Origin of the sequence: Thalassospira lucentensis MCCC 1A00383 = DSM 14000, from assembly GCF_000421265.1 — a bacterium.
Lineage (GTDB): Bacteria > Pseudomonadota > Alphaproteobacteria > Rhodospirillales > Thalassospiraceae > Thalassospira > Thalassospira lucentensis.
Window position 1 is genome coordinate 264,627 of the sequence record NZ_ATWN01000006.1, and the last position, 15,897, is coordinate 280,523.

The 15,897-nt window shown below is 53.7% G+C and carries 17 protein-coding genes; 9 read left to right on the plus strand and 8 right to left on the minus strand.

All coding sequences use genetic code 11. The annotated features are described in order from the left end of the window. The gene (locus tag K355_RS0114185; RefSeq protein WP_022732816.1) at positions 1-819 is read right to left on the minus strand and encodes a chromate resistance protein ChrB domain-containing protein; all 819 of its coding nucleotides are present in this window, start codon (positions 817-819) and stop codon (positions 1-3) included. A 239-nt stretch (positions 820-1,058) separates the two neighbouring features. Further along, positions 1,059-1,508: a PaaI family thioesterase gene (locus tag K355_RS0114190; RefSeq protein WP_022732817.1), complete on the minus strand. Its 450-nt coding sequence runs from the start codon at positions 1,506-1,508 to the stop codon at positions 1,059-1,061. 315 nt (positions 1,509-1,823) lie between these two features. Here K355_RS0114190 and K355_RS25570 point away from each other — a divergent pair, with 315 nt between their 5' ends. Together K355_RS25570 and K355_RS0114200 are read left to right on the plus strand one after the other, a co-directional pair. Then, the gene (locus K355_RS25570) at positions 1,824-2,000 is read left to right on the plus strand and encodes a hypothetical protein (protein ID WP_022732818.1); all 177 of its coding nucleotides are present in this window, start codon (positions 1,824-1,826) and stop codon (positions 1,998-2,000) included. A 92-nt stretch (positions 2,001-2,092) separates the two neighbouring features. After that, positions 2,093-3,025, plus strand: a complete 933-nt coding sequence (locus K355_RS0114200) for a LysR family transcriptional regulator (protein ID WP_022732819.1) — start codon at positions 2,093-2,095, stop codon at positions 3,023-3,025. 28 nt (positions 3,026-3,053) lie between these two features. Here K355_RS0114200 and K355_RS0114205 read toward each other — a convergent pair whose 3' ends face one another. Beyond that, positions 3,054-3,854 carry a sirohydrochlorin chelatase gene (locus K355_RS0114205; protein WP_022732820.1) on the minus strand — a complete coding sequence of 267 codons (801 nt, stop codon included), beginning with the start codon at positions 3,852-3,854 and terminating at the stop codon, positions 3,054-3,056. A gap of 112 nt (positions 3,855-3,966) precedes the next feature. Beyond that, positions 3,967-4,878: a LysR family transcriptional regulator gene (locus tag K355_RS0114210; RefSeq protein WP_022732821.1), complete on the minus strand. Its 912-nt coding sequence runs from the start codon at positions 4,876-4,878 to the stop codon at positions 3,967-3,969. 139 nt (positions 4,879-5,017) lie between these two features. On the opposite strand from K355_RS0114210, the gene K355_RS0114215 reads away from it, so the two are divergent. Beyond that, the gene (locus tag K355_RS0114215) at positions 5,018-5,719 is read left to right on the plus strand and encodes a pirin family protein (protein ID WP_028791616.1); all 702 of its coding nucleotides are present in this window, start codon (positions 5,018-5,020) and stop codon (positions 5,717-5,719) included. 37 nt (positions 5,720-5,756) lie between these two features. Beyond that, on the plus strand, positions 5,757-6,227 hold the full coding sequence (locus tag K355_RS0114220) for a DoxX family protein (protein ID WP_022732823.1): 471 nt from the start codon (positions 5,757-5,759) through the stop codon (positions 6,225-6,227). 95 nt (positions 6,228-6,322) lie between these two features. Here the strand turns inward: K355_RS0114220 and K355_RS0114225 are convergent, their stop codons facing one another. The 3 genes from K355_RS0114225 to K355_RS0114235 all read right to left on the minus strand — a co-directional run bounded on the left by K355_RS0114225 (position 6,323) and on the right by K355_RS0114235 (position 9,566). Continuing rightward, positions 6,323-7,840 (minus strand): sensor histidine kinase, encoded by a 1,518-nt coding sequence (locus K355_RS0114225; protein WP_022732824.1) that lies wholly within the window; start codon positions 7,838-7,840, stop codon positions 6,323-6,325. Continuing rightward, positions 7,827-8,291, minus strand: coding sequence for a putative pterin-binding protein (locus K355_RS0114230; protein ID WP_244271169.1), 465 nt, complete (start codon positions 8,289-8,291; stop codon positions 7,827-7,829). Before K355_RS0114230 ends, K355_RS0114225 begins: the two co-directional genes overlap by 14 nt. 99 nt (positions 8,292-8,390) lie before the next feature. Beyond that, positions 8,391-9,566, minus strand: coding sequence for an EAL domain-containing response regulator (locus K355_RS0114235; protein ID WP_162142303.1), 1,176 nt, complete (start codon positions 9,564-9,566; stop codon positions 8,391-8,393). Positions 9,567-9,731: 165 nt separating this feature from the next. Between K355_RS0114235 and K355_RS0114240 the strand changes: the two genes are divergently transcribed. The 5 genes from K355_RS0114240 (at position 9,732) to K355_RS0114260 (ending at position 15,214) form a co-directional block, all read left to right on the plus strand. After that, positions 9,732-10,703 carry a DNA-binding response regulator gene (locus K355_RS0114240; RefSeq protein WP_022732827.1) on the plus strand — a complete coding sequence of 324 codons (972 nt, stop codon included), beginning with the start codon at positions 9,732-9,734 and terminating at the stop codon, positions 10,701-10,703. A gap of 213 nt (positions 10,704-10,916) precedes the next feature. Continuing rightward, positions 10,917-11,537 (plus strand): sugar transferase, encoded by a 621-nt coding sequence (locus K355_RS24070; RefSeq protein WP_258548871.1) that lies wholly within the window; start codon positions 10,917-10,919, stop codon positions 11,535-11,537. Next, a complete protein-coding gene (locus K355_RS0114250) occupies positions 11,537-12,760 on the plus strand; it encodes an outer membrane beta-barrel protein (protein WP_022732829.1) in 1,224 nt (407 codons plus the stop codon). Before K355_RS24070 ends, K355_RS0114250 begins: the two co-directional genes overlap by 1 nt. Position 12,761: 1 nt before the next feature. Then, the gene (locus K355_RS0114255) at positions 12,762-13,307 is read left to right on the plus strand and encodes a polysaccharide biosynthesis/export family protein (protein ID WP_022732830.1); all 546 of its coding nucleotides are present in this window, start codon (positions 12,762-12,764) and stop codon (positions 13,305-13,307) included. Between the two features lie 239 nt (positions 13,308-13,546). Beyond that, on the plus strand, positions 13,547-15,214 hold the full coding sequence (locus K355_RS0114260; protein ID WP_022732831.1) for a thiamine pyrophosphate-binding protein: 1,668 nt from the start codon (positions 13,547-13,549) through the stop codon (positions 15,212-15,214). 26 nt (positions 15,215-15,240) lie between these two features. Here K355_RS0114260 and K355_RS0114265 read toward each other — a convergent pair whose 3' ends face one another. Next, the gene (locus tag K355_RS0114265) at positions 15,241-15,888 is read right to left on the minus strand and encodes a 5'-methylthioadenosine/S-adenosylhomocysteine nucleosidase (protein ID WP_022732832.1); all 648 of its coding nucleotides are present in this window, start codon (positions 15,886-15,888) and stop codon (positions 15,241-15,243) included. Between the last annotated feature and the right edge of the window lie 9 nt (positions 15,889-15,897).

Below are 15,897 nucleotides of genomic sequence, written 5' to 3' on the forward strand. Positions count from 1 at the left end.
TCATACCTGCGGCTTGTTGGTGGGCCAGTTATGCGCCTCCTCGCTGGCGTCACGCGCCCAACGATAAAACGCGTCATACAGCAGCATACCGGCGTCAAGCTGCTCCAGATCGTCGGAATACATGCGCGACAAGCCAAGCGAGGCGGCCAGTAGCCCTGCCGCTTCGGGTGCAAGATCGAGGCGCGCCGTATCCGCACCACGGATTATGGTGGCAAGCCGATCAAGGGCCGGGATTGACAGGCCGAATTCCGACACCATGATATCGAAGGTGCATAATGCGTCCCGATGGCTCCAGAACACGTCCTCAATATCAAAAGGCGCGGCGTCATATCGCTCGGCCACGCCCATCACCTCGGCAGGCGCAACAAACAGGATGACGGCGCGTGGGTCAAGAAAGCGCCGGATAAACCAGGGACAGGCGATGCGATCAATCTTGGGACGCGAACGGGTTACCCAGACCGTGCGCCCTTGGGAATCACGAGGCGGCAGCTTTTCAGGACAGATCACTGGCAGTTCCGAAGCTATCCAGCCCTCGAAGCCCCCCTCCAGATACTCTGACGGACAATCTTCGGCCCGCAGCCAGGCTGCGGCCCCCTGACTACGCTTGTGCCCGGCCTGACAGATCACGATGGAAGCGGTGCCGGTCAGGCGAGATGCAAGCTCCGGCAACGCCTGATCATCCGTTCTGATCGCCCCTGGTATCAGTCGGGGATCGGTCTTGAAATCTTCCTCGGAACGGACGTCGAGAAGAAGCGGGGCACGCGGGGTCCCGATGATTTTGGAAAGTTTATCACTGGAAATAGCGTTGGGCGCAGGCATATGCGTTCCTCCTTTGCAGGTTTGTATTGGAACGCGATCTTTAGCTGGCGCCTCGTGGGGAGTTCGCGAATCCCCATAACACGAAATAACGATAACGCGATGAGATAGTCAAGGGTAAAGCAAGGGACGCTCCAATTCCGAAAACCATCGGGGTTGCCTGTTTCACGGCGGATGCCGAACAGGGAAAAGGCGCGGCCATAGGGTCGCGCCTTTTTGTATGAGGAATGCAAATACCTTTGTCAGGCGTCGCGCGGCACTCCGTTGGGATCATCGCTGCCGCGCTGATATTTAAACGTTCCGGTGGCCGTTCCGATCACATCACCGTCGGCGTTATAGGCCGTTGCTTCGGTAAAGACGATCTTGCGCCCGCCGCCCTGTTTCCGACCCACCACACGCACAATCCCATCCGTCCCCGCCCCAATAAAATTGGTGGTCAGGGTCAGTGTGACCGATTTACGGACATTTCCCGGCACCGGGCAGTAACACACCGCATACCCCGATACGGTATCCAGCAAAGTCGCCAAAACCCCGCCATGCAAAATGCCCCCGCGGTTGCGGTGATAATCCTTGATGTCGAGCTCAATCACAGCATGGTCTTCAGCCCATTCCACCAAGCGGTATCCCAGATGATTTTGCAGGCCGCTGCCACTGGACTGTTCATAGGCAAGATTGTCGTCAATTGCAGTCATGGTTGCGGCCTTTGTGGTGAAAACTTTATCTAGGGTCTGAACCCAAGCTATAGCAGATATTTACCCGGCCCGTGAAGCATGCCAATGCCCGCCAGCCATCCCTGTAAACCCCACTTCCAAACGCCATAAAACCATTGAACCCGACAACTAATGCTGCATAGCAATATTGTTTAATACAATTATTTCAATACCTTAGCTTTATCGTTCTCCAAACAAGAACGGGATAGCGGTGAAACGAGAATAGTCGTTGCATCCGGTGTTTGATATTTCTGAAATCACAGCAAACGAACAGTATGCGGTATCAAGGAAAACATCATGACGACGATTACTTTTAAAGACAGCACCACCATCGAACGTGAAGTCCGTACCGGCTGGTTCACAAGTTTTGTCCACGCACTTCAGGTTGCCGTGATCATGAAGGCATCGCAGGCCAAAAATCACGCTGAACTGACCGCTGACTGGAACAATGCCTGGCGCAAGGTCGAGGGTTAATTCACCCTCGCGAGCGCCCCGTGCATCGATCTGCAAATCACCGCACGCTCAAAGCGCTTGACGCTTTTGGTTGAACCACCGAAAACGGTTCTATGCAAAAGTTTGATATTGTTACCATCCGGTTGTTTGTCGCCATTGTGCGCGCCGGAAGCATTAATGAAGCAGCACGGCGCGAACATATCGCGACGTCGGCAGTCAGTCGCCGCATCGGCGAGCTTGAGGCCATGCTGGGTGTCAAACTGTTGCGCCGCCTGCCGCGCGGGGTCGAACCGACCGAAGAAGGCGAGATTTTTGCCCGCTACGGCGAGAAGCTTCTGGGCGATCTGAACCATCTTTCCAATGAATTGCGCGATTTCAATGTTGGCGAAAAAGGTAAAATCTATCTTGCCGCCGTCACATCGGCCATTTTAACCGGCCTGCCAAATTTTCTGGCTGATTTCGAACGCGACTTTCCCGATATCACCGTTGATGTTCGCGAACTGACATCGCGCGAAAGTGCCGAGGCCGTTCGCGAAGGACGGGCTGATCTGGCCATTCTGGCCGATAACAGCCCGCGCGGGGATTTAAAGCATGATGTGTTTTGTGATGATCCGATCTGGGTCGTCACCCCCAAAGGTCACCCCCTGATCAGCGACGATACCAATCCAAAACCGGTCAAATTTTCCGACGCCGCCAAATACGACATCATCTCGTTACACGAAGGCGGGGTGATTGATGATCTGATCAGCGAAGCAGCATCGAAATTGAAACTCGACATGCACCCGCACATCAAGGTCGTGCGGTTTGGCTCCCTGCGTCAGATGATTGCCGCCGGATTGGGTATCGGGTTTTTACGCAAAAGTTCTGTTGCCGGGTATGTCGGGCATATGAACATTTCTGGTGCGCCGATTGCTGATGACTGGGCCAAACGTCAATTGTTGATCGCCCATGAAGGCGATGAAAACCTGACAAGCTCAGCCCGGACGTTCCGCGATTATCTGTTGAAAAAGTCGACAGAAACCAAATTCAAACCCGTTCTGGGATAAAATCCCCGGTCCATCGCCAACAACAGCCTCAGGCCGAACGCGCCATTCTTTCTGACCACAAATCATGACCGGTCGGGCCAAGTGGCACAGCATATTTACCAAACCGGGCAACATGACGGTTGGCTTCCGCAATGACGAGGGTTGGCAGTTCGTCCCACTGTCCGATTGGCGCAAGAATTTCGATTTCCTCACCCGGACGGGCAGATATCAACTGTGGTAAATCATCGCGCGCATGCATGCCCCCACCCGCAAGCATCGGGACAGTCAACGCATTTTTGCGCGATCCCAAATCGCGCCAATCAGCCAGCGATGGGTGACCTTCGATATTGCCCACCGTAATTTCCGCCGACGGGCAGAACCGCGACAGGTCATCGGCAAACCGCAACGTCTCCGGCAAGGCTTCGGTCAGGGTTTTCAAACCATGCGGGACAAGAAGCACCGATGTATCCGATGCCTGCCAACCGCGCCGCGCGATGCCATCCTGCACATGGTCGGCGACCATTTGGGTAAAGCCCGGCAAATTGATTGCCGGTGGCAGGATCACCGCATCGTCCAGACCGGCATCCTTAAGGTTCTTGGGCAGTTCTTCAAACACCAGATAGCCTTCGCTGAAAAACAGCGGGAAAAGGATCAATCTGTCGGCATCACCAAACTGTTTTAAGTGGTCAAGCTGATCTGAAACAGACGGTTGACTGCGCATATAGCCGAAACTGACACGCCCATCCCAACGATCACGCACCTTTGCCGCCAGTTGCCCGGCGGGATCACCGCCATTGCCACTGTTGCCATGTGCAACCATCATCAATGTTGGCATTTCAAATTGTGTCATGCTGACCAACCGTGATTTGGGTTCAGACCCTAGTGTTTCAATGATAACCTAATAGTCAATACGCAGTGTGCAACCGGTTGGATTGCCCCGAGCGTATTTTTGATCAATTTGATTACTGCACCAAATCCCAGCGTGGCTGACTGCCGAACCGTTCATGCATAAAATCAACCAGCAACCGGATACGCGATGACAGTTGCCGACTGGGCGGATACAGCAAATACAAAAACAGTTCCGGCGGCGTGTAATCACACAGGACCGTCACCAGCCGCCCGGTTTGCAATTCCGGCCCGGCAATAAAGGTTGGAATTTCGGCAATCCCCAACCCCGCCAGCGCAGCATCACGCAGGACTTCGGCATTGTTACAACAAAATACCCCGTTGACCTGAACCGCGACAGGCCCATCCGGACCAGTCATTTTCCAGCTCGATCCCGATGGCAAATTGCCGTAATGCAGGCAGGGCAATGTGGTCAGAGCCCGAATGTCATCTGGCTCCCCATGGGTGTGAATAAAGTCCGGCGACGCACATAAAACCCGCTTGATCGCGATAATCTCATGATCAATCAGGGCCAATGTGTCAGACGGTCGGCTGATGCGCACCGTCATGTCAAACCCGTCCGCCACCGGATCAATAAAATGATCATCTAATGCCAGTTCCACTCGGATGTCGGGATACAGACGAGCAAAATCGACCAACGCCGGGCCAAGATGCAAAGTGCCAAACGACATTGGCGCATTGATGCGAATGTCACCTGCCGGTGTTTCACGGCTTTCGCGAATAGACTCTTCAGCATCCACCAGATCGGCAAGGATTCCCTTGGCCCGCTGATAATAGGCCTGACCACTTGGCGTCACCGACACCTGACGGGTGGTTCTGTTTAAAAGTTGCACACCCAAATCATCTTCAAGGGCCGCCACCGCGCGGTTTACCTGTGAGCGTGATTGACCAATCTTGCGCGCGGCCGCGGCAAACCCCCCGTCTTCGACCACACGAATGAATGTCTGCAAACTGACCAGCTTATCCATTTTTCCTGATACCTATCCCGCCAATCGCCTCATTTATTGTCGCGTATAATGCAACACTATGGGCATCATTACATGAATTGTCTCATTTCATGAAAGGGGTATTGTGCTTCCAACACCACATCAACCCATGGAGGCAGACATGCTGACCAAAATAGACTCCAAAACACGTGGCCGCGCACAGTTCGGCTGGTTGGATTCCAACCACACCTTTTCGTTCGGTCACTATTACGATCCCAACCGTATGGGTTGGGGGCCACTTCGGGTGATCAACGAGGACCGCGTCATTGCCGGGGCTGGTTTTGACACCCACGGTCACAAGGATATGGAAATCATTTCCTATGTGCTTGATGGCGCACTTGAACACAAAGACAGTATTGGCACCGGTTCTGTTATCCGTCCGGGTCGTCTGCAGCGCATGACTGCAGGAACGGGCATTCGTCACTCGGAATATAACCACTCGAAAACCGATCCGGTGCATTTCCTGCAAATCTGGGTTATCCCCGAGGCGGATGGTCTTGAGCCGGGGTACGAGGAAAAGGAAATTGCACGCGGTGATACCGGTTCTGGTTTATCATTGATCGGATCCCGCACGGGACGGGATGGCTCGATCACCATTCATCAGGATGTCGATCTATATGTCGCGCATCTCACGGATGGAGAAAGTGCCAACCACAAGATTGCAAAAGGACGTCTTGCCTGGGTGCAGGTCGCACGCGGCAGTCTGACCGTAAATGGCGAAAGCCTTAACGCTGGTGACGGTGTGGCGATCAAGGATGAAGACGAACTTGTTTTCACCGACGCCAAAGACGCCGAAGCCCTTGTTTTTGACATGGTCCCCTGATCCGCAACACCGGACAGGCGATATATTGGAGAACGTTATGACCGATTTTTCACATAACAAACCGCGTGCGATCATTCCGGCACTTGAACCGCTATGGAATGTGCTTGAGCCCCTGTCGCCTGTCATCATTCGTGTGACAACCGGCCTTTTGATGGTGCCGCACGGCGCACAGAAACTGTTTGGTGCCTTTGGCGGCTATGGCCTTGAAGGAACAGCCGGTTGGCTTGAAAGCATCGGGTTTGTGCCGGGCTTTGCCTTTGCCCTGATGATCGGACTTCTGGAATTTGTCGGTGGCTTGATGCTGACAGTGGGGCTGTTGACCCGCCCGGTTGCCGCAGCCGTTCTGGTCTTTATGGCGATTGCCGTCAGCACCCATTTGCCAGCTGGCTATTTCTGGAACGAGGGTGGTTTTGAAATGCCGCTGATGTGGGGTTTGCTGGCTCTGTCGGTTCTGATCCGGGGCGGCGGCAAATTCTCGGTCGACCGTAAAATCGGCTACGCTTTTTGACCCCTGTGCTGCCAGAACATATTATGTAAAACGGGCTGCCTTTTCGGGCAGCCCGTTTTTTTTGGGACATTTCCGTCACCAGGCGCACAGTCGGGCTATCCCAAAAGCGCGCTCAGATCACCGGGCCCTTCGTGATCGGCCTGACGGCTCACTGCGTCATCCTGATCAGGTTTTGGCAAACGGATCACGAATTCTGCCCCGCCGTGATAATCGTCTGACAAGGTCAAATCACCGTTAAAATCATCCTGAATAAACTTGCGACAAATCGGAAGCCCCTGCCCAGTACCGACACCGCGTTCCTTGGTGGTAAAGAAATAATCGAAAATCCGGTCACGCACCGCGTCGGGAACACCCCCACCATTGTCACGCACATGGATATAGACATTCCTGTCATCGGATTTGACCACAAGATCAATTCGCCCACGGCGCTGACCGGTTTCCTTAATCGCCTGCGATGCATTGACAATAAGGTTGATCAAGGCCTGAGACAGATGGTTGCGACGTCCATTGATTTCGGTGACATCGGTTTGCATACCGACTTCAAGGTCGGCGATGTGTTTAACCTCATTGCGCGTCAATGTGATGGCCGTATCGATTTCTTCGGTGATTGAAATCCGTTCGACAATATCGGTCGCGGGATGGGCAAATTTGCGAATGCCCCGGACAATTTCAGCAATGCGGTCCAGACCCTGAATGCTTTCATCAATCGCCATCGGGACTTCTGCGGTCAGAAAATCAATCTTACCCTTATCAAGATCAAGCCGCGCGTCGTCTGCCGGATTGTCGCGTTTGATCGCGCCCATCAAATCAGCAAAGCTGTCAGACAGGAATTCAAGATTGTTCTGGATATATTGCGCCGGTGTATTGATTTCATGGGCAACGCCCCCCGCCAACGTCCCAAGCGCATGCATTTTGGCGTAATCGGCAGCTTCTTCGATGACTTCCTGTTCCTGACGGGCTTTCTGTGCGGCGATATCGGCCGCAAAGGCGCGCTGGCGCTGGCGGATCATAAATAGCCCCAAAAGCCCCATGGCAAACACGCCAAAGAAGAACAGATAGGACAATGTCTCGATATCGTTCTTCACCCCGGAAATATTATTGGTGTTATAGACCGAGACAAAATTGGTGGTGCGCACCACCGCCTGCTGAAGCGGATCACCCAAAGGTTCGAGCAACCGGGCCAGTTCGGTAATCCGTTCATGCGGTTCGCTCATCACGACGATTTCATCATCGATCACCACGATCTGCTTTTCGAGTGTTGCGATCAGGTCGGTGACTTCGGGTACGGAAAACAGCACGGTAAAGCCATCCCCGTCGCGCAACAGAAAGACACGGCTGACCAAAAGCTCATAGCCGAGCATGATGTTTTCGACGGCTTGTTCGGTCACCTCGGGTGCGGCCAATGCGGCCTGAATATCGCGTTGCAGGACAAGATACTGTCGCTGAACCTGAAACACCGCCCAGACGAAGTTTTCACGATAGGTAAACCGTTCATCTTCGAGTTTATGGACGATTGATGTCGACAGAACCGCGTACAGGATCAGAAACAAGACCAGGACGGCAAAGACCGTCCGTCCCGAAATCTTGGCAAAGAATGATTTAGTTTTGGCCATCAATCGCTTTCACCTGCCAGACGGAATACGCCCAATATGCATCGGTCTGGAACCGAACATCCTTGTCATAGGGGAAGACAACCCAGAACGGACCTTTTTCACGGACCGACATTTCCGCATCATTCATATGATAGGCAAGGATCGCCCCATCGGTCCGCAAAACATTGGCTGGCACCATGACACTGTAATCATTAAGTGCTGAAACCCGAACTGTTTCGGCATCAATACCTGCGGTATCAAGCAACAGTTTAAAATCGACACCGCGGAATTTTTGAATCCCGTTGGTCCATGGCGTCGACGTATAAAATTCAGTTACCGGCATTTCCATCATCTTTTCCATGGAAATCGTTACCGATGTACCGTCTGTCTTGGTCAGTGTCACACTGCTGCCAGCCATTGCAGGCGTTGCATACAGGCCGATCACCGCAACAAACATTACAAGCAGTTTCACGCAGCATTTCATCTTCATAACCCTACTCCCATACATGTTTTAAGTCTGAGCCGGACGTCCCTTCGCAATGGCCCGGATATCGTTTTGATGATTTAACCATCAACCAGAAGCACTCAACGGCACCGCAACCGCGGCTTCCCATTCTTCAAGTGAGACCGGCCCGCCAAGATAGAAACCCTGTAGTTCCGTAATCCCGTAGATCTGTAACTTTTCGACAAGTTGACGATTTTCAATGCCCTTGCCCGAAATCGACAGGCCCAGCTTGGAACAAACCCGCGCGATCCACTCAACAAAGGCATCATCGAGAAAATCGGTCATGATGCCGCCAATCAGATCCCGATCAAGTTTGATACCGGCAAAAACTTCATGACGCAGCAATTCTAGCGAATTGTTCCCCGAACCAAAATCATCAATCAACAAGGCAATACCGCGTTCGCGCAGGCGACATGCACCTGCAAGCAAATCATGGTCATCTGGCTGAATTTGACGTTCAGGCACTTCAAAAGTCACACCAACCCCGCGCATGCGCATTTTTTCATAAAACCGGATGAGCAGCTCAAGAAACTTGGGATTTCTAAGCGAATAGGCCGAAATATTGACCGCAACGCTGGCCGCATCTTCCATCAGCGCGCGATACCGCGGCGCTTGATCAATCATCAGTGCCATCAACTGGCTGGTCAGACGATCAATCACCGGATGGTCCCAGCAGGCTTCGAAAATCTCGTCGATGCCAAATTCTTTCTCAAGCGATGGCATACGGCACAGGAGCTCGCTACCACAGAGCGCAAGGTCGCTTGCCCGGAAACGTGGCTGTAAAACCGTGCGGAAATCAGCACGATCAATCGCCGCACTGATCATCTCTGGCGAAATTCCCGTCGCGGTCGCGGGCTTTGGCGCCGGGCATTTGATTTGAATGACCCGCTCAATCGCATCCTTAAGAACGGCCACAGAAACCGGCTTGGCCAAAACACGGGTGACCATGGCCTGATTGATGGCCTCGCGCAGCGAGATGTTTGAAACGTTCCCCGACAGCAAAATACGCGGGACAGTCGGTGCGGTGCGGGCCGCCTTTTTTAGAAACCCAATCCCGTCAAGGGTCGGCATCACCAGATCGGCAATAATCAGATCGATCTGGGCGCGGTTGTGCACAAGCCATGCAAAGGCGGCTTCTGGATCGGTATGAGTGACGAAATCAAAACTGCCCGACAGGGTGCGGCGCACCGCAGCCAGCAGCTTTTCATCATCATCAACCATCAAAATGACAGGACGCGTCAAACCAACCACTTCCATAAATGGAAACTCCAGACGTCTCAAAAATTCGGTATGTTTCTCGGATACGGCATTTGATATCGGCAGATATCAGTGCCAATGCTTTGATGCTGCCAAGAATAGTGTCAGAGTAGCTTGTCCAATATCCCCATTTGTGGAGGGCACTTTCTGATGGTTGCCAAAACGCCGGTCCGAATTGCCTTTGTCGATGATGACGAAAACCTTTTGTCATCGCATCGGCGCAACTTTGGCCGTCTGGTACCCGAATGGGATGGCGTGTTTTTTGGCGATCCCTTTTCCGCACAGGATGCCATCACGACACAGCCCGATATCGTGGCCGCAGTCATTGATATTCATATGCCGGGCATGACCGGGCTGGAACTGGCAACACACCTGCGTAAAACACGGGATGATCTGATCATTGTCATGCTGACCGGCTATGCCGATTTGCAATCGGCATTGATGGCGGTCAATGAACTTGGCGTGTACCGGTTTTATCCCAAACCCACCAACCTTCAGACGATCCTTGATGGGATTGCAGATGAACTCAAACGCCGTGATGAGCAAAGCGAAGAGTCCCTGCCCTCGGCATTTCTTGACCTGTTTCAACTCGGCGTGGTGGCCATTGATGAAACACGGACGATATCGCACATGAATGCGCAGGCCGCCGAGGTGGTACGCACATCATCGCTGGTGCGGATCGGCACGCAAAACAATCTGGTTTTTACCCCGATGCCCGACGGGCTCGAAAGTTTTTTACATCCCACTGCCAATCTTGCGCCGCGCCGTCAACAAAGTTTCTCGCTGGAACATGATGCTGAAAAACTGTCATTGTTTGTGCGCCGGATGCCCAAAACATCCGATGGAACCACAACCTTTATGGTCATTCTGGTCGACCCGTTGCAACAATGCCCACCAGCCATTGATGACCTGATGGATCTGTTTGGCCTGACCCGGTCCGAGGCAAAACTCACCCAAAAACTGACCGAGGGGCTTTCGCTTGATCAGGCCGCCGAAACGGTTGGTATTTCAAGCAGTTCGGCGCGCACCTATCTTAAAACCATCTTTTCGAAGATCGGGGTCAACCGGCAACCACAATTGATGAAAACCGTTCTATCCACCATCCCGTCTTTGCGATCCTAAACAAGGATGAACCACGGAGAGGTTTGGTAATACGACCAAAGACCTGCAACATATCACCTTGAATTACATCATTTCCGCGCTACCCTGAGTTTAATATACTGCTATGCTGCATTAGGGAAATGTGGGGGCATCAAGGGGTTGGCTGTCGTCAAAACAAATCCATCGCGGTCCTGTGTCACATGCCCGCGATTATCCGTGCGGCGGCCAAAGCCGGTGTGTTCACCGCATACACATCTCAAACGGTGTTGCGATCTATTGCTGGCAAGCATCGCTATCCTTGCCTGTGCGCCACTCATGCTGTGTGTCTATGGTCTGATCCGGTGTTACGGTTTTAACCAGCCGGTTTTCACCCAGAAACGGGTTGGACAGAACGGTAAGATTTTTACCATCTTCAAATTCCGGACCCTGCGCACGCGCCCTCACCAATCGCCTGATTTCTCAACTGATCACGGGCCAAAATCGATCCTGTCGTTGCTGAGATGCAGTGGGCTTGACGAACTGCCGCAACTTTTCAATATCTTGCGCGGGGACATGTCGCTGGTGGGTCCAAGACCCCACACAATTTCCGACCACATTCTTTTTGCGTCCATGCTGCCCGAATACGAAGCCCGACTGGTGGCCAAGCCGGGCTTAACCGGCTGGGCGCAAATACGGGGCTGGCGGGGTCCGGTCACATGCCAACGTCATCTGGCCGAACGTGTGGCGCACGATCTTGCCTATATCTCAAAGCAGCATTTTTTCTTTGATCTGGCCATTTTGGTCGGCACGGTTTTGCTGCCATTAACCGCATCAACAAGGCGCTCAGGGCTTCTTCAAACCAAGGATGTGTCCTGATGGCGGCCGGACGTTTGATAATTACGGTATTTGCACCGGTTTTAGCCCTTTTCCTTGTCCAGACATCGGGTCACACACAAACCAACACACCGTCTGAGGACAGGGGCATCCGATTGGGCCGGTTTATGATATCACCCGATGTTTCTGTTCGTGAACGGTTTGATGACAACATCTATCTGACAGACGACACCCCGACATCAGATGTCATCACCGAAATCGCACCGCGTTTACGCCTGCAATCTGAATGGCGTTACCTGAAACTTTACATGGGGGCCGGCGCGGAACTTGGATTTTATGCCGATTCTGACGACGACAATTATCAGGATGCCGATGTCCGTAGCGGTATCGCCCTTGATATCGGCCCCAATACCGTTCTTGACGGTACATTTGAATGGCACCGAGCCCATGATGCCCGTGGGGGAAATGATGTCCCCACCGGCGCAACCAAGCCGGTTGTCTTTAACGATGTCCGAGCAAGCCTTAACGCCCAACACATCGCCAAAAACCTGCATTATGAAACCGAACTGGCCCTACGCCGTCTGGATTTTGATGATGCCACCGACCAAAACGGCAATCGCATTGCCAATGATGATCGCAACCGGGTTGAAAGCCGCGAAACCATCCGGGTTTTGATGCCCCTTGATCTGGGCCGCGAAGCCTATGGCGAGTTTAACCTCAATCAACGCCAATATGACCGGACCCCAGATGATGAAGGTCGGGTGCGTGATTCTGCCGGGTTTCAGATGCTGGGCGGACTGCGGTTTGATCTGACTAACCTCGTCACAGCCGACGTTGCCGCAGGCTGGATGACCCAAAGTTACGCCGACCCGGCATTTGGCAACATCGCCGACTATACGCTGCGCGCCAATGTGAATTGGGCCGTCACACGGCTGACTGGCATCGGTGTCAAAGCCGCGCGCCAAGTCCGCGAAACAACCCTGCCCGGGGCAAGTGGTATTCTAGCCTTTGACTTTGGCGCAACCGTTTCACATGAATTGCGCCGCTTTCTTTCCATCACCGCCGACGCGCATTACACCGACGAAGCGTTCCGCCAAACCACCCGCCATGACCGCACGACGGGTGTCGGGTTGGGCATGACATATCAGCTCAACCGCTTTGCCCGGTTTGATGCCGGGATTGCCCATGACATGCGAAACTCGACCAGTTCGGGTCATGACTATCGCCGTTTTCAAACGCAATTCAGCCTCAAGCTGGAGATGTAGAATGCTTAAACACCCAAACGCCCTTTTGATGATGGTTCTGGCTTTCTTAACCGTGCTCTCGGGCAGCACAATCCCGGCACATGCCCAAACCATTTATCACATCAATTCGGGGGATACGGTCCGCGTCACTGTGTTTGGCGAAGCAGACTTATCGGGTGAATTCACCGTCGATGCCAACGGACGGATCAACATGGCGTTGATCGGGTCGGTCGATGTGCGCAACCTGACGACCGACCAAACCCGTCAAAAAGTCCATGATGCCTATCAGGACGGCTATTTACGCAATCCCGACATCGCCGTTGAAATCATTGCCTTTCGCCCGTTCTTCATTGTCGGCGAGGTCAATCAACCCGGCTCCTATGACTATGTGCCGGGGATGAATGTGCTCAATGCCATTGCACTTGGCGGCGGCATGACCTATCGCGGCGATGAAGATGACGTCGAAATCCTGCGCGGCAATGACACCGACCGGATTGCCATACCCGCAACCCTGGCCACCATCGTCATGCCCGGCGATATCGTCAGGATTGCTGAACGGTATTTTTAGGCTCAAGACCAAAACACTTCAAACCAACATCTTTACGATACATCCTGCTGTGGATTTAGCGCCAAAAACCATCGTCCTTGGAAACCTTCAACAGCGCGTTGAATTTTCCCGGTGTTTTCGATCCTGATATCTTTACCTTTGCCCCTGATCCGTGATGAAATCGCGTTTGCGCATCCACCGCGCCAACAACAAACAAAACCCATTAAGGCAAAAGCCCCACCATACGGAGTTCTTCACACATGTCGGCGAAAACGCAAATGCGACACGGCGGACGTATTCTGGTTGATCAACTGGCCCTTCACGGGGCGGAACGCGTCTTTCTGGTGCCCGGCGAAAGTTATCTGGCGGTTCTCGATGGTCTTGTTGATCATCCCGACATTGATCCGATCATTTGCCGTCAGGAAGGCGGGGCTGCCATCATGGCCGAGGCGTATGGCAAACTGACCGGAAAGCCCGGCATTTGCATGGTCACACGCGGCCCCGGTGCGACCAATGCGTCGGCGGGTGTGCATGTTGCCCATCAGGACAGCACACCGATGATCCTGCTGGTCGGGCAGATCGGGCGCGACATGGTGGACCGTGAAGCATTTCAGGAAGTCGATTACCGCAAGATGTTTGAACCCCTGGCAAAGTGGGTCGGGCAGATTGACGACATCAACCGCATCCCGGAATATCTTAGCCACGCCTACCATATCGCAACATCGGGTCGCCCCGGCCCGGTGGTTCTGGCCCTGCCTGAAGACATGCTGTCGTCCGAGGCCGAGGTCGCGGACGCCAAACCCTACGTCCCGATAGAAGCCAAAACAGCCTCTGAAGACGTCGCGCGGTTCCACAATGCTCTCAACTCGGCAAAGCAACCGGTCATGATTGTCGGGGGTGGCGGCTGGACCCGTGAAACCACGGAAAATCTTAAATCGTTTGCACTTCGAAACAATGTTGCGATTGCCACCAGTTTCCGCTGTCAGGACTATATCCCCAACACCCACAGCCACTTTATCGGTGATGTCGGCATCGGGATTAACCCCAAACTGGCCGAATTCATCCGCGACAGTGACCTTGTGATTTTGGTCGGCTCGCGCATGGGCGAAATGACAAGCAGCGGCTATAGCCTGCTTGATATTCCCTGCCCACGTCAAAAACTGATCCATGTGTATGCCGGACCAGATGAGTTGGGCCGGGTCTATCGCCCTGATATCGCGATCAATGCGTCACAGCGATCCTTCATCCGCGCCATTGCCATGATGGAACCGGTCGATGGCAGCGCCCGTGACGGTCAGATCGAATCTGCCCATGCGTCCTATCTTGCCTTCTCAACCCCGGTGGAAACGCCCGGCGATGTCAAGATGGCGCATGTGGTGGCGACGTTACGCGAAAAGCTGCCCGAAGACGCGATTGTCACCAACGGGGCGGGCAATTACGCCGCCTTCCTGCATCGTTTCTTCCGTTATGGAAAATACCGCACCGAACTGGCCCCGACATCGGGCTCTATGGGCTATGGCCTGCCGGCCTCGGTATCGGCAAAACTGACCCACCCGGATCGACCGGTGGTCTGTCTTGCCGGTGACGGCTGCTTTTTGATGCATGGGCAGGAATTTGCAACTGCCGTGCAGTATGGTGCGAATATCATCACGCTTGTGGTCAATAACGGCATGTTTGGCACCATCCGCATGCATCAGGAACGCAATTATCCCGGCCGTGTGTCGGGCACCGAAATCCAGAACCCGGATTTCGCGGCCTATGCGGTTGCCTTTGGCGGATATGGGGAAACTGTGACACGGACCGAGGATTTCGGCCCGGCCTTTGACCGTGCGGTCGCGTCAGGCAAACCCGCGATCCTTGAAATTCAGGTTGACCCGCAAGCCTTAACGCCAATCAAAACCCTGGATCAAATCCGCACCGGCAATTGATCATTTCGAAAATGCAACAAGGCAGATCAGCCTTTCGAAAGGCTGATCTCGCCGCTTTCCAGTCCTGCTTTAAGCTTATCAACCGCATGGCTCAGTTTTTCGTCAACCACATGCAAATAGGCCGTCCAGTCCGACAGCTTGGAAAGCTCCTCTTTGCCATCTGAAATCCCGCGCAGGCCAATCAGCGGCACGTCAAACTTCTGACAGGCCCGCAGGATTGCAAAACTTTCCATATCGACCATATCGGCATCAATCGCGTCATAGGCAGCCCCCGACACCACATTGGCCCCGGTCGACAGACGCGCTTCGGGAATGCCGGGAATACGATGGGGCAGCATGATTTCGGCGGGGAAATCGACAAACGGCGTACAGCCCTTTTCAAACCCCAGCACGGATGCATCCATATCGCGGTAGGACACCGAAATCGCCTGATAAACCTCGGCCTGCTCTAACGTCCGCGACCCGGCCGATCCCAGCGTCACGACAAGATCGGGCAGATCATTTGACTGCTGCAACTCGGTCAACGCCGCCGTGAGATTAATCGCAGCCTCCACCGGCCCCACCCCGATCATCAACGGCGTGAACTGCTTTTTGAGAAAATCCCCATATTCCGCCGGTGCCGCCATTGAAAACAGCACATTGTGGCCTGCAAAATCATGGAGATATCCGCGCATCAAACTAAC